Annotated in this window: 8 protein-coding genes; 4 read left to right on the plus strand and 4 right to left on the minus strand. The window is 73.2% G+C overall.

What is annotated here, in order from left to right:
- Positions 1 to 7 precede the first annotated feature (7 nt).
- Complete coding sequence (locus tag HNR30_RS38490; RefSeq protein WP_181615054.1) at positions 8 to 1,168, minus strand: AMP-binding protein; 1,161 nt, start codon at positions 1,166 to 1,168, stop codon at positions 8 to 10.
- 18 nt (positions 1,169 to 1,186) lie between these two features.
- Here HNR30_RS38490 and HNR30_RS38495 point away from each other — a divergent pair, with 18 nt between their 5' ends.
- Entirely contained in the window at positions 1,187 to 2,101 is a 915-nt protein-coding gene (locus tag HNR30_RS38495; protein WP_312894951.1) for an o-succinylbenzoate synthase, read from the plus strand.
- On the plus strand, positions 2,098 to 3,768 hold the full coding sequence (menD, locus tag HNR30_RS38500; RefSeq protein ID WP_181615055.1) for a 2-succinyl-5-enolpyruvyl-6-hydroxy-3-cyclohexene-1-carboxylic-acid synthase: 1,671 nt from the start codon (positions 2,098 to 2,100) through the stop codon (positions 3,766 to 3,768). The genes HNR30_RS38495 and menD overlap by 4 nt, the downstream gene beginning before the upstream one ends.
- A gap of 58 nt (positions 3,769 to 3,826) precedes the next feature.
- Here menD and HNR30_RS38505 read toward each other — a convergent pair whose 3' ends face one another.
- The 3 genes from HNR30_RS38505 to HNR30_RS38515 all read right to left on the minus strand — a co-directional run bounded on the left by HNR30_RS38505 (position 3,827) and on the right by HNR30_RS38515 (position 10,908).
- The gene (locus tag HNR30_RS38505; RefSeq protein WP_181615056.1) at positions 3,827 to 9,016 is read right to left on the minus strand and encodes a DNRLRE domain-containing protein; all 5,190 of its coding nucleotides are present in this window, start codon (positions 9,014 to 9,016) and stop codon (positions 3,827 to 3,829) included.
- 76 nt (positions 9,017 to 9,092) lie between these two features.
- Positions 9,093 to 10,046 carry a hypothetical protein gene (locus HNR30_RS38510; protein ID WP_181615057.1) on the minus strand — a complete coding sequence of 318 codons (954 nt, stop codon included), beginning with the start codon at positions 10,044 to 10,046 and terminating at the stop codon, positions 9,093 to 9,095.
- Between the two features lie 121 nt (positions 10,047 to 10,167).
- On the minus strand, positions 10,168 to 10,908 hold the full coding sequence (locus tag HNR30_RS38515) for a GntR family transcriptional regulator (RefSeq protein ID WP_181615058.1): 741 nt from the start codon (positions 10,906 to 10,908) through the stop codon (positions 10,168 to 10,170).
- 52 nt (positions 10,909 to 10,960) lie between these two features.
- On the opposite strand from HNR30_RS38515, the gene HNR30_RS38520 reads away from it, so the two are divergent.
- Positions 10,961 to 11,746 carry an inositol monophosphatase family protein gene (locus tag HNR30_RS38520; protein WP_181615059.1) on the plus strand — a complete coding sequence of 262 codons (786 nt, stop codon included), beginning with the start codon at positions 10,961 to 10,963 and terminating at the stop codon, positions 11,744 to 11,746.
- Between the two features lie 261 nt (positions 11,747 to 12,007).
- Entirely contained in the window at positions 12,008 to 13,948 is a 1,941-nt protein-coding gene (locus HNR30_RS38525; protein WP_181615060.1) for an AfsR/SARP family transcriptional regulator, read from the plus strand.
- The last annotated feature ends 13 nt before the right edge of the window (positions 13,949 to 13,961 follow it).

The following is a 13,961-nucleotide window of genomic DNA, read 5'->3' on the forward strand; positions in this document are numbered from 1 at the left end:
CACAACCTTATGACGCATCCTCCGCGCGGTCCGTTCCATGCCGAAGCGATTCGAGATCTGTTTTGCCGTTGGCCAGGAGTGGCAGGCGGGGCAGAAGGCGCAGGTGGCGCGGGGCGGCGTGGGGTGGCAGGCGGTCCTTGACGTACGCGCGGACCTGTTGCAGCGTCGGCGCCCTGCCGGGGTGGGCGGGCACCACGACGGCCTCGACGATCTGGCCCCACTCGTCGTCGGGACGGCCCACGACGGCCACGTCGGCGATCTCGGGATGCTCGGCGAGCACGGCGGCGACCTGGGCGGCGACCACCTTCTCGCCGCCGGTGTTGATCACGTCGTCGGCGCGGCCCAGCACCCGCAGCCGTCCCTCGCTGAGCTCGCCCAGGTCGGAGGTGGCGAACCAGGGTCCGTCGAAGGGCTCGCCGAAGCGGTAGCCGGAGAACAGGACGGGCCCGGCGATCTGGATGAGGCCCTCGGGGCCGATTTTGAGATCTACATTGTAAAGGGGCCGGCCGTCGTACACGCAGCCGCCGCAGGTCTCGCTCATGCCGTACGTCGTCACCACCCTCGCGCCCAGGTCGCGAGCCCGGCCGAGCAGGCTCGGCCGGGCCGGCGCGCCGCCGAGCAGGATGGTGCGGAAGACCGACAGGCCGGCGCTCATCTCGACCAGCCGGTGCAGCTGGGTGGGCACGAGGGAGACGTGGTCGGCGCCGGAGCCGAGCACGGCGGCCGGGTCGAAACGTTCGTGGATGATCGGCTCGCTGCCCGCCAGCATCGACCTGACCAGCACCTGGAGCCCGGAGACGTGGGAGGGCGGCAGGCAGCACAGCCAGCGCTCGCCGGGGGAGGCCCCCAGGCGCCTGAGCGAGGCGGCCGCCGAGGTGCGCAGGGCCGAGGCGCTCAGCTGCACGCCCTTGGGCGCGCCGGTGCTTCCGCTGGTGGCGATGACGACCGCGACGTCGTCCGGCACGCCGACGCCGTCGTCCTGCCGTACGCCGTCGACATGGGTGGGGCGCAGGGCCCGCACCGCGTGCTCGGACGTTCCGGGAGGCAGGGGGAGTACGGCGGGGCCGTCGCCGGACAGCGCGGCGGTGATGGCGGCGGCGAGCGCCGGACCCGGTGGCGAGACCACCGCGTGCAACGCGCGCTCCAGATTCGATGACCTCCCCGGCATGTCCGTAAGGTTAGCTCTGTGAGCGACCCCGTCATCTTCCGGATCCCCATGCGCACCCGTTTCCGCGGCCAGACGGTCCGCGAGGGAGTGCTGCTGCGGGGGCCGGCCGGATGGGGGGAGTTCTCGCCCTTCCCCGAGTACGGCCCGCGTGAGTGCGCCCGGTGGCTGGCCTGCGCGCGGGAGGCCGCCTTCGAGGGCTGGCCGGCTCCGCTGCGCTCCCGCGTCCCGGTCAACGCCACCGTGCCCGCCGTCGGTCCCGAGCACGCCCACGAGCTGGTCCGGCAGTCGGGGGCGGGCACCGCGAAAGTGAAGGTGGCCGAGAAGGGGCAGAGCTTCGCCGAGGACCTGGCCAGAGTCGAGGCGGTGCGCGACGCGCTGGGCCCCGGCGGCAAGGTCCGTGTCGACGCCAACGGCGCCTGGGAGGTCGACGAGGCGGTGCGCAAGCTCAAGGAGCTCGACCGGTTCGGCCTCGAGTACGCCGAGCAGCCCTGCGCGACGCTGGCGGAGCTGGCGCGGGTGCGCCTGGCCCTCGACGTGCCGATCGCGGCCGACGAGTCGATCCGCCGCGCGGAAGACCCGCTGAAGGTGCGCGCCGCCGAGGCGGCCGACATCGCGGTGGTCAAGGTGCAGCCCCTGGGCGGGGTGCGCGAGGCGCTGCGCGTGGTGGAGGCGTGCGGGCTGCCCGCGGTCGTCTCCAGCGCCGTGGAGACCTCGGTCGGGCTCGCGGCGGGCCTGGCGCTGGCCGCGGCGCTGCCAGAGCTGCCGTACGCCTGCGGCCTGGGCACCCTCAGCCTGCTGTCGGGAGACGTCACCACCGAGCCGCTGATGCCGGTCGGCGGGTGGCTCGAGGTGCGCCGCCCCGACGCCGACGCCGTATCCGATTTCCAGATCGATTCCCCCTTGTGGTTGCGCCGTATGGAGGCTGCACAGTGAATCCCGCCACCGCGCTGGCCGCAGTGCTCATCGACGAGCTGGTGCGCTGCGGTCTGACCGACGTGGTGCTGGCCCCTGGCTCGCGCTCGGCCCCCCTCGCCCTGGCCTCGCACGCCGAGTCGCGGGTGCGCCTGCACGTGCGGCTCGACGAGCGTTCGGCTTCCTTCCTGGCGCTGGGCCTGGCCCGCAGGGCCGAGCGGCCGGTGGTGCTGATCTGCTCGTCGGGCACGGCCGTGGCCAACTTCCACCCGGCGGTCGTGGAGGCCGGCGAGTCGGGGGTGCCGCTGCTGGTGCTGAGCGCCGACCGGCCGCCCGAGCTGCGCGGCACCGGCGCCAACCAGACGATCGACCAGATCAAGCTGTACGGCTCGGCGGTGCGCTGGTTCGCCGAGGTGGGCGTGCCGGAGGAGCGGCCCGGCCAGGTGGCGTACTGGCGTTCGCTGGCCTGCCGTGCCTGGCAGCGGGCGCTGGGGCCGCACGATCCCGGCCCGGTGCACCTGAACCTGCCCTTCCGCGAGCCGCTGATCCCCGACGGTGACTCGACGTGGTGCGAGTCGCTCGACGGCGACAGCCAGGGCGGGCCGTGGATCCGGGCCCGGGTGGCGCCGCCGCCCGTGGCGTTGCACCTGCCGCCGACCAGGCGCGGGGTGCTGGTGATCGGCGACGGCGCGGCCAACGTGCGGCGTTACGTGGCGGCCGCCGGCATGGCGGGCTGGCCGGTGTTGTCGGAGCCGAACGGCAACGGCCGTTACGGCGACCACGCCATCTCCACCTACCACTACCTGCTGGGCACGCCGGAGTTCGCCGAGGCGCACCGGCCCGAGGTGGTGGTCACGCTGGGCCGTCCCGGGCTGTCGCGTCCGCTGATGTCGTGGCTCAAGCGTGCCTCCTCCGACGGCGCCGAGCACATCGTGGTCGCCACCGACCTGACCCGCTGGCCGGATCCGACCCGCTCGGCCACGCAGGTGGCGCAGGCGGTGGAGATCCCGGTGGCCGCGGGCGACGACGAGTGGCTCAACTCCTGGCGGCGGGCCGATCTGGCGGTGCGCGGGGCGATCGACGGGCTGCTCGACGTGTCGGGCCTGTCGGAGCCGAGGCTGGCGCGTGACCTGGTGGAGGCGCTGCCGAACGGCTCGTTGTTGTTCACCGCCTCCTCGATGCCGATCCGCGACCTGGACCAGGCGATGCGGGCCAGGCGCGGCATCCGCGTCCTGGCCAACCGGGGCGCCTCGGGCATCGACGGGATCGTCTCGACCGCGATCGGCGCGGCGCTGGCGCACAACGGACCCTCGTACGCGCTGCTGGGCGACCTGTCGTTCCTGCACGACCAGAACGGGCTGATCCTGGGTGACCGGGAGCCGCGGCCGGATCTGTGCCTGGTGCTGGTCAACAACAACGGTGGCGGCATCTTCTCGTTGCTGCCGCAGGCGGCGCTGCGCGATCCGTTCGAGCGGGTCTTCGGCACGCCGCACGGGGTCGACTTCGGGTATGTGGCGGCGGCCACGGGCACGCCGTACACCCTGGTGACCGACGAGTCTGAGCTGGTCAAGGCGCTGCGCGGCGAGGGTCTGCGGATCGTCGAGGTGCGCACCGAGCGGGAGAGCAACGCCCACCTGCACGCGCAACTGCGCGATGTCGCCCAGGTGGCGCTGCGGGCCGCGCTCTGAAAGCGGGCTGTGAAGGGCTCTCCGGCCGGGGGGAAGCCACGGCCGGAGAGCGGGATTCTCAGTAGGGGCGCTGCAGGAAACGTCCCAGCGCCGGTTCGTACAGGCGCCCGCCCGCCAGGACGGCGCCGCCCGGCAGGGTGGGCCGGGAGTCGCCGCCCAGCCAGCCGTACCTCAGCAGCGGCTGCGTGGTCACCCCGAACTCGTCGTAGGCCGCCACGGTGGCCAGCTCCTGGCCGAGGTCGAGCTCGGTGCCGACGTGCCCGTCGATGGTGAGCAGCTGGAGCCGGACCGCCCCGGCCGGGCCGGTGAGCGCGGCCAGCGCGCCGCCCGGTCCTGCCACGTGACGCACGATCGTGCCGCCGGAGGTGGTCCAGGCGGGCCGGTCGCCGTCCGAGCCGTAGTGGTGGACGGTGACGGCGCCCGCCTCGGTGGTCTCCGACCTGACGCGCCCGGCCGGGTCGTGCTGCCAGGTCACGCTCCGTGCCCCTGAGGTCAGGGCGGCGGGCAGGCCGTCGGCGGTGTAGGAGAAGCCGCGCCCGCCGGGCAGTGACGTGGTGCGGCCCGCGGCGTCGTGGGCGTGGCCGTCTCCGGTGAGGGCGCCGTCGGCGGTGTAGGCGTAGGTGGTGACGGTCGCGGCCGCGTCGTCGGCCACCGGGCAATCGAGGTCGGAGGCCTGGACGGCCAGCCGGACCCGCTCGCCCCTGGCGTTGTGGTCGTAGCGGCGCAGCGTGCACAGCGGAAAGGCCAGCTCCAGCACCGAGGAGAGCTGCCCCGCCCGGTCGTAGGCGAGCTGGCGTTCGGTCATGGTGTCGGTGCGCAGGCGCAACATCTCCTGCCCGTGCGCGTTGCGGCCGATCTGGTCGATCATCACCGGCCCTTCCAGGCCGTCGCGGGTGTAGATGCGGGCGTAGGCCTGCCCGCGCTCGTCGTAGCCGTTCAGGACGTGCAGCCCGCCCGGCAGGTCGCCGCCGGCCAGGCGGCCCTCGGCGTCGTAGCGGGCGGTGAAGGTGCCCGCGGCGGAGTCGGTGAGCGAGGTGAGCAGGCCGCGCGGCTCGGCCGCGTGGTCGTAGGTGTAGACGGTGGTGGAGGGCGCCGAGTCGACGACCTTGGTCGGCCGGTCGAGGTCGTCGTAGTCGGTGCGGGTCTGGCCGCCGTCGGCGTCGGTGTGGGTGGTCGGCCGTCCCAGGAGGTCGTATCCGGTCACGACGGTCTGGGCGCCGCGGGTGCGCTCGGTGAGGCGGCCGGTGGCCGGGCTGTAGCGCAGGCCGGTCTCGGGGTCCTGGCCGCTCTGGGTGGCGATGGGCCGGCCGGCCGCGTCGCGCCTGATCGTGGTGGTCGTGCCGCCTGCGGTCACCGTCTGCGGCAGGCCGGAGGCGGTGTGGGTGTAGAGGCGGTCGCCGTCGCGGCAGGTCAGGCCCGCCCATTCCGGCCGGCCGCCGCATTCGCCGCCGCCCGTGGCCGCGTAGAGGGTCAGAGCGGGGGCGGTGGTGGTGACGGCCCGCCCGCCGGGGTCGCGCACGGTCGTGAGCGGTCTGCCGGTGGCCCAGTCGTAGGTGAGGGTGGTGGTCCTGACGTCGGCGTCGGGCAGGTTTTCGCGGCCGACGATGACGGCGCCCGTCCTGACGGTGGTGGGCAGGTCGCGGGCGGTCGCGGTGGCGGGGCGTCCCTCGTCGTGGACGTGGACGGTGCGGGTCCTGGCGCCGATGGCGTACCCGGCGGGCAGGTCGTCGACGTCGGACTCCAGGTTGACGATGTGGACGGGGCTCAGCTCCTCAAGCTTGCGCCGGCCCGTGGCGTCGTAGATCGAGCGGGTGGCCAGCAGTTCCGCTCGCTCGTCGGGGCTGTAGCCGGTGATCGCCAGCTCGGCCAGGCGGTCGTCGGTCATGGGCCGCTGCGACAGCTCCCTGTTGGCGGCGGTGAGCACGCGTACGGCGTGGCCGTACCGGTCGTGGTCGGTGGCGGACAGGTGGCCGCCCGGGGTGAGCACGTTGACGGCCCGGCCCGAGGCGTCCAGGTAGGTGACCGTGGGACGGCCGGTGGAGTTCGGCGGGTGCACGGCGGTGGCGGTGACCGGTGCCGTGGCCTGGCCCCAGGCGGCGATCTGCTTGGCCGTCATGTCCGCGGGGCCGCCCGCGGCGACGGTGAGCGGCACGCCGTACTGGATCGTGGTGGTCGCCTGGCCCGCGATCTGGTCGGCGGTGCCAGGGCGGAGTGTGGCGCGGGTGACCGAGCGCAGGCGGCCGTCGGTCTCGTAGGCGAAGGCCCATGGCAGCTCGCCGGGCGGGGTGAGCGCGGTGACGCGTCCGGTGGCGTCGTAGCCGTAGCGGGTTTTCAGCGGCGGGCTGATGCGCGGGTCCCAGGTTTCCGCCAGGCGTCCCGCCGCGTCGTAGCCGTACTGCGCGACCGTCTCGCCCTTGAGGGAGACGGTGGCCAGGCGGCCGGCGGCGTCGTAGGCGAAGGTCAGCGTGTGCCCCAGGCGGGTGACCGAGGCGGGCCGCAGCCGGTCTGCCTGCTCGTAGACGTGTCCTGCGGGCAGGTGGAGCTCGCCCTGCTTGGTGAAGGTCGTGACCTCGCCGGAGGCGTCGGTCAGCGTGTAGGCGCCGGTGAGGGTCAGGTGCTCGGCGCCCGGTTCCGGACGCCAGCCGTCGGCGGTCCTGGTGAACTGCACGGGTGAGCCGTCGGCGCGGGTGAGCTCGGCCGACGTGGGCGAGGTCTGCCGCAGCGTGGTCAGCCCGGCCGTCCATTCGGGCAGGCGGGAGGAGATCGTCCTGGTCAGGGCCAGGTCGAAGGCGCCTCCCGCGGTGGTACGCAGGCGGTAGTCGCCGGTCTGCAGGTTGAGGACGCCGGGCCCGACCTCGCTGGTGGCGGCCCTGGTGGCGCGGCGGTCGACGACGACGTGCGCGGGGTCCGACTCGTACGGCGGGGCGGAGGCGCTGGAGACCACCGCCCTGACCTGGACGGTGGCGTCGCCCAGCTGGGTGGCGGCGTCCCAGGTCAGCCCCGACACGCCGTTGGGGGCGGCCACCGGCCAGGCGGCCGGCGGCTTGCCGTCGGCGCCGGTCACGTGGGCGAGGGGCAGGTCGGCCCAGGTGTCGAGGTCGGAGCGGCGGAACTGGAACCTGGCCTGGGTGAAGCCGGTCCCGGTGACCGCGAGCGGCACCCTGCCGGTGGTGCGCAGGCCGTCGGCGGGTGCGGTGAGCGCGGCCACCGAGCTTCCTGAGCCCACGCTGAAGGTGTACGCGGTGGTGGGGGAGGTGTTGCCCGCCTTGTCGATGGTGTAGACGCTGAGCGTGTGGGCGCCGGTCGAGGGCGGCGTCAGCTTGGCGGTGACGGCCGCGCCGGTGGTGGCCGCCTTCGTGGTGGTGCCGTTGCCGAGCTTGTAGGCGATCCAGGCGGCGTCGGTGCTCGCCGGGGTCATGGTGAAGGTGCCGGCCTGGCCCGCGTCGCCGTACCAGCCCCCGTCGGAGGGGTAGTCGGCGGAGGCGACCCTGGGGGCGGCGGGTTTGACGGTGTCGACGGTGAAGGACCAGCTCTGGTAGGCCTTGGACGACAGGGAGCCGTCATTCGACCACGAGCGGACGGTGTAGGTCCTGCCGTTGACGAGCTTGCCGGCGGGCACGTTGGCGGTGGAGGAGAACCCGCCGCTGGCCACGTAGGCGCCGTAGAGGTTGTCGATGACCGGCGTGCTGCCGTCGTAGACGTCGAACAATCCGCGCACGTTGCCGCCGTCGGGGTCGCCGACGTGGGCGCGCAGCTGCGGGGTCGCGGTGCCGGTCCACTTCTTGCCCGCGTGGTCGGTGTGCGGGTTGACCCAGGTGGAGACCGGCGTGCTGGGGTAGGAGTTGTAGGTCACCGAGATGGAGGGCACGTTGGAGGCGGCGTCTCCGGAGTTGAAGCGCTTCCAGCCGTACTCATCGCCCTCGTCCTTGGCCCTGATGCCCATGCCGGAGCGGGTCCAGCCCTTGTCGGCCCAGTGCTGGGCGAGCGAGGTCACGTTGGCCTTGACCCAGCCGTCGGCGCAGCCGGTGCCCCAGCCCTTGGTCTCGGTCGAGGTGGCGTGGACGACCGCGATCTCCGGGCCGGGCCAGCGGGAGGCCGTGGTGGCCTGGTTGGCCGTGCCGACCTGCCATGACCTGGCCTGGCAGGACCAGGAGTGCCAGTTCCACAGGTTCAGGGTCGCGGAGGTGATCTTCTTGCCCGCGATGCCGGCGGTGTTCCAGGTGATGAACGAGCGCGCGACCTGGCCCGAGCCGTTGTTGCCGATCTTCAGCTCGTCGGTGGCCGACTGGTCGGTGCCGTACCCCTGCTGGACGAAGGTGTCGAAGGTGCCGCGCACGGTCAGCGCGGGGTCCACGGTGACCGGGTAGACGGTCGCCGGGTCGTTCAGGAAGGCGGGGTCGGGGGTGAGCACCAGGTCGTCGCCGCGCAGCTCGAAGGCGACGGGGGCGCGGCGGGCGTGCTCGCCGGAGCCCGGTGCGATGGAGGCGTCCCACATGACCGGCGCGGGCAGGCTCATGACCGCTCTGCCTCTCGGGTCGGCCAGTTCGATCCCGCCGCCGGCGGCGGCGCGCGCTTTGAGCTTGGGCGAGCTGAACCTGAGGGTGTACTGGAGCGGTGCGGCGGGGCGCCGGTTGAGCAGGAGGAACTGTTCGGCGCCCGTCCTGGTGGCTTCGACGACGAGGTCGGCGCCGGGGAGCACGCCGGGGTAGGTGGCCTTGGCCCCGTCGAGCTTCGGTGCCGGGAGCGTGCCCTTCCACTGCAGGGTGACCTGCTGTTCGCCCTCGCCGAGGGTGATCAGGTCGGTGTGCCCGCCTGCGGTGCGCTGCCGGGACGAGGGTCCGCCGCCCAGGCGCAGCCGGCCGCGGTGCGCTCGGGGGGCCACCTGGCCGTCGGGCGTGGTGGTGAGGGTGATGTCGACGGGCTTCCACGCGCCGTCCTGGCGGTAGCGGACGGGGCCGGCGAAGGTCTCGAGGGTGAGGGTGCCGTCGGGGTTGGCGTAGGTGGTGGTGGTCTCGGTGCGGGCCGACTCCACCTCCACGCGCGTGCCGCCGAGGCGGGCCGACAGGCGTGCGGACGGCTCGTCGGGCGCCACCCGCGGGGCCGTCGCGACCGTGGCGGCCGTGGCGACCGTCGTGGCCGTCGTGGCCGTCGTGGCGGGAGGGGGTTCTGCGGAGGAGGGCTGCGCGGTCAGGGGCAGCAGCAGGAGGGCGAGGCCACCGGCGACGGCCCGTGGCAGGAGGGCGGGCATGAGTGCTCCGGGAAGAGGTGTGCGGGCGTGAGACGGCGCCCCCGCCGTGAGGCGGGGGCGCCGGGGGAGGCGGTGCCTAGTTGTTCATGCAGCTCTTCTTGCGGACCTCGTACCAGACGATGCCCGGAGCCTGGAAGCGCACGGCGAAGCACTGGCCCTGCCTGGCGGCGTCCCTGAACTTGTAGATGGCCGAGGCTCCGGCCACGGTGTAGGCGGTCTTGCAGATGACCTTGGCCTTGCCCTTGAGCTTGTCGCAGACGCTCTTGAGCGCCTCGATGGCGCCGGCCACGCCGCCGACGAGCCAGACGCCGTAGATCTGCTTGGTGAGCTTCCTGGAGAAGATCAGGCGGCACATCGCCTTCCACCACTCACACTGCAGCTTGAGTGCGGGGTCGGCGACCACGGGGTAGGCGGCGCCGGCGTGGTTGACGGTCTGGACGAGCGTCATGCCCTCCACCCGGTAGGAGGTGGGGACGGTGTTGCCGTTGGCGTCCTTGGCCCAGGGCAGGTCGATCTCGGCGAGGTAGACGTCGTCGGTGTAGATCAGGACGGTGCCGTCGTCCTCCTCGACCTGCAGCTCGCTGTTGGGCGGGGCGGAGATGGGGAAGCGGTACTCCGTGGGCGCCGAGGCGTCGTGGATGATCGTCAGCGACCGGGCGATCCGGTCGGTGCGCTGGTGGGCGTAGGAGACGCTGGGCTGGGCGGCGGCATAGGTGACCAGGCCCGGCAGTGCCTGGTTGCCCGCGTCGGCGGCTTCGGGCAGGCCGATGCCGATCTCGCTGTCGCTGACCACGGCCACGAGCGAGCGGCCTGGGTCGGTGGCGGCGGCGAAGACGCGCTGGGTGTTGCCTTCGGGGATCTCGACCGGCGGGACGGTCTGGGCCTCTTGGACGATGTCGGGGACGACCTGCTGGAGTGCGGCCAGCGTGCGGTCGTCCTGCGCCGAGACGGGGCTTCCGTAGACGCCCGCGCCGCTGAAGGCCAGGGCCGTCACCAGGGTGACGGCGAAGGCCCGTGCGGAGATGCGCATGGATGTCCTTCCACATGCGTGAGGGGGAGTGCGCAAACGCCGCAACCATAAAGATCATGTAAGAACGAAAAATGATCTTGGATGGCTGGACGGTAAACGTTTGCGGTCCTCCAGGCTCCGCTCAGCGCTCGATGAGGGTGACCTCCAGGGAGTAGTGGGAGGCGCGGTAGACGTGGGAGCCGTGCTCGACGGCGCGGCCCTGGTCGTCGTAGGTGGTGCGGACCATGGTCAGCAGGGGAGCGCCCCGGCGTTCCTCCAGCAGCTTGGCCTCGTGGGCGCTGGCCGCGCGGGCGCCCACGCGCTGGTTGGCCACCCGCATGCGCACGCCCGCGCTGCGCAGCAGTTCGTACAGGCCCCGGTTGTGCAGGCCCTCGGGGGTCAGTGGGGCCAGGCCCACGGGCAGCCAGTTGTGCATGATCGCCAGCGGCTCGCCCGCGGCGAAGCGCACCCGCTCCAGGTAGATGACGTGGGTGCCGGTCTCGACGCCGAGGATGGCGGCGATCTCCTCGTCGGCGGGGCGCGGCTCGAGGGCCAGCACCTGGGTGGCGGGCTCCTGGCCGGCGCGGCGCAGGTCGTCGTAGAGGCTGGTCAGCTCGACCGAGCGCTTGACCTGGCCGTGCACGACCTGGGTGCCGACGCCCCGCTTGCGGACCAGCAGGCCCTTGTCGACCAGGTACTGGATGGCCTGCCGTACGGTCGGCCTCGACAGGCCCAGGCGGTCGGCGAGGAGGATCTCGTTGTCGAGCCGGGAGCCCGGGGCCAGGTCGCCGTTCTTGATCGCTTCGGCGATCTGCTCGGCCACCTGGAAGTAGAGGGGCACGGGGCTGGATCGGTCCAGGTCGATCGCCAGGTGCGAGGTCATGTGATCAGGGTAATGGGGTCAGAATGTCCTGACAAACGGCTACGGTGGAAAGATGGCGCCTTCAGCTGAACTCCTGGACATCGCGGTCGAGGCATCCCGGACGGCGGGGGAGCGGCTGCGTGCCGCGTTCCGCACCAGGCCCGCCGTGGAGACCAAACGCGACTTCCACGACCCGGTGACCGAGCACGATCTGGCGGCCGAGGAGACCATCCGCGCGGTGATCGCCAAGCGCGCGCCGGACAGCGCGATCGTGGGGGAGGAGGGCGGAGGCGCCGCCGGCGACGGCGTCACGTGGTTCGTCGACCCGATCGACGGCACCGCCAACTTCGCCGCCGGGGTGGCCTTCTGGTGCGTGTCCATCGGCGTGGCCGTGGGCGGGGAACTGGTGGCGGGAGTGGTGTACGACCCGGTGCGCGACGACCTGTTCGCCGCCTCGCAGGAGGGCGCGTGGTGCAATGGCGCCCCGCTGCGCAGCCGGGGCGCCACGCGCGACCGCGAGGCGATGTTGCTGACCAGCTATCCGACCCCCCGCGACTTCGACGAGCACGGTGACGAGGCGCTGCGCCGTTACGGCAGGCTGCTGACCTCGTTCTCGGCGCTGCGCCGGCCCGGCAGCGCCGCGCTCAAGCTCGCGCACGTCGCGGCCGGCTGGTCCGACGCCTGCTTCGGCCGTGGCGCGAGCCCGTGGGACGTGGCCGCCGGCGCGGTCCTGGTACGGCAGGCGGGCGGCCTCTACCTCGGCGACCCCTTCCGGGTGGGCCCCTACCTGGCGGTGGTCGACGGCTTCGACCTCGGCTCCTCCGCGCTTCACGAGCTCGACCCTCGCACGAGCTCGTGAGCGGTTTCACGGGGTGCCGGTCAGGGAGATCACGGTCGGCGAGAGTGCCTGGATCACCAGCCAGGTGATCCAGAATCCGGCGGCCAGGGCCAGCGGAATTCCCACGAAATTGATGAGCAGCTCTCGCTTTAGCCGCCCGCGCTTGAATGCCCCCATGGCGTTTCCCCCTTCGCTGGTAAGGAAGGTTTCCAGTCCCGCATTGACATGGGCGCAAAGACCTCCGTATAAATCCCGCTAAGGGGGTCCAAAGACGGGGGCGTCATGGATTTCAGGGTGCTCGGCCCTGTGGAGGCCGGCAGCCCGGCTACTCGGCTGTCGCCGAAGCCGTTGCTGCTGCTCGCCACGCTGCTGTGCGAGGCCAATACCCGCGTGGGGCACCACCGGCTGGTGGAGGCGCTGTGGGGCGCCAGGCCGCCGGAATCGGCGGCCAGCAGCATGCGGATCTACGTTTCGCAGGTGCGGCAGGCGTTACGCGATGACAGCAGGATCGTGGCGGAACGGGGTGGATATCGGATTCGCATAGATCCGGGGGAGCTCGATTCCCACGAGTTCGAGGAATTGGTGCGCCAGGCGGCCTCGGCCGACCCCGCCACCGCCGGGCGGTTGCTGGGCGAGGCGCTGCGGCTGTGGCGCGGTCCGGCGTTCGCCGACCTGGAGCACCACGGCAGCCTGAGTGCCACCGCGGTGCGGCTGGAGGAGCTGCGTGTCATGGCGACCGAGCAGTGGGTGGCGGCCGAGCTGGGTCAGGGGCGGCACCGCGAGATCCTCACCGAGCTGCAGACGCTCGTGCGCGCGCATCCGCTGCGGGAGCGGCTGTGCGGGCTGCTGATGCTGGCGCTGTACCGCTCGGGGCGCCAGGCCGAGGCCTTGGAGGCCTACGCGCGCACCGGTGCGCTGCTGGCCGAGGAACTCGGCGTGGATCCGGGGCCCGAGCTGCGGCGGGTGTACGAAGGGCTGCTGCGGGGCGACGAGGGCGTCGCCGCCGACCTGGGAATTCCGGGATCGGCTGCGGCTCCCGCCGCCCAGAGCCCGGTGCCGGTGGCGCCTGCCGTACCGAGGGAGCTGCCCGCTCCGGTGCCCGGCTTCACCGGCAGGCAGGCGGCGCTGGCGGCCCTGGACCGGCTGCTGCCCGGCGACGGCGCGAGCCCGCCGATGGCGATCTCCGCCATCGCGGGCGCGGTGGGCGTGGGCAAGACGGCCCTGGCGGTGCACTGGGCGCACCGGGTCGCCGGCCGTTTCCCCGACGGCCAGCTCTACGTCAACCTGCGCGGTTACGACCGCGCCCTGCCGATGCGGCCGCTCGACGCGCTGGCCGGATTCCTGCTGGCGCTGGGCGTGCCGCGGGAGAGCATCCCCGGCGAGGTGGAGTCCGCGGCGGCGCGGTTCCGTTCGGTGGTGGCCGGGCGCAGGATCCTGGTGCTGCTCGACAACGCCGGCTCCGCCGAGCAGGTGCGTCCTCTCCTGCCGGGCACGCCCGGCTGCCTGGTCCTGGTGACCAGCCGCGACCGGCTCACGGGCCTGCTGGCGCGCGAGGGGGCCAGCAGGGTGACGCTGGGCGTGCTGAGCCAGGACGGCGCCAGGGCGCTGCTGACCGAGGCACTGGGCCCGAGCCGGGTGGAGGCCGAGCCCGGAGCCACCGGCGAGCTGGCCGAGCTGTGCGGCAGGCTGCCGCTGGCCCTGCGGATCGCCACCGCCTACCTGTTCGACCATCCCGGCCAGACCATCGCCGACTACGTGCACACGCTGCGCACCGGCGACCCGATGACGGCGCTGGCGATCAGCGGCGAGCCCGACGCCGCGGTGCGGGCGGCCTTCGACCTGTCGTACGGCACGCTGGATCCGGCGGCGCGGCGGGTCTTCCGGCTGCTGGGCCTGGTGCCGTGCGACGACTTCGACCTGCGGAGCGCCGCGGTGCTGGCCGCGATGGCCGAGCAGGAGGCCGCGGGAGCGGTGGACCGGCTGGCCGACGCCCACCTGATCGAGTGGCACGGCGCCGAGGGCAGGGGCGGCCGCTTCGGCCTGCACGATCTGCTGCGCCGCTACGCGGGCGGGCTGGCGCGGCAGGAGGACAGCGACGCGGAGCGGGCGGCGGCCCGCCGTCGGCTGTTCACGTGGACGCGGGAGACCACGTCCACGGAGGCGCCGCCGTACCCGGGCTACACCGGCTGCCCGCGCTCGACCGCCTGCCGTCAGTGGACCTAGGCCCGCTGTCCAT

It is taken from the genome of Nonomuraea soli, assembly GCF_013761175.1.
Lineage (GTDB): Bacteria > Actinomycetota > Actinomycetes > Streptosporangiales > Streptosporangiaceae > Nonomuraea > Nonomuraea soli.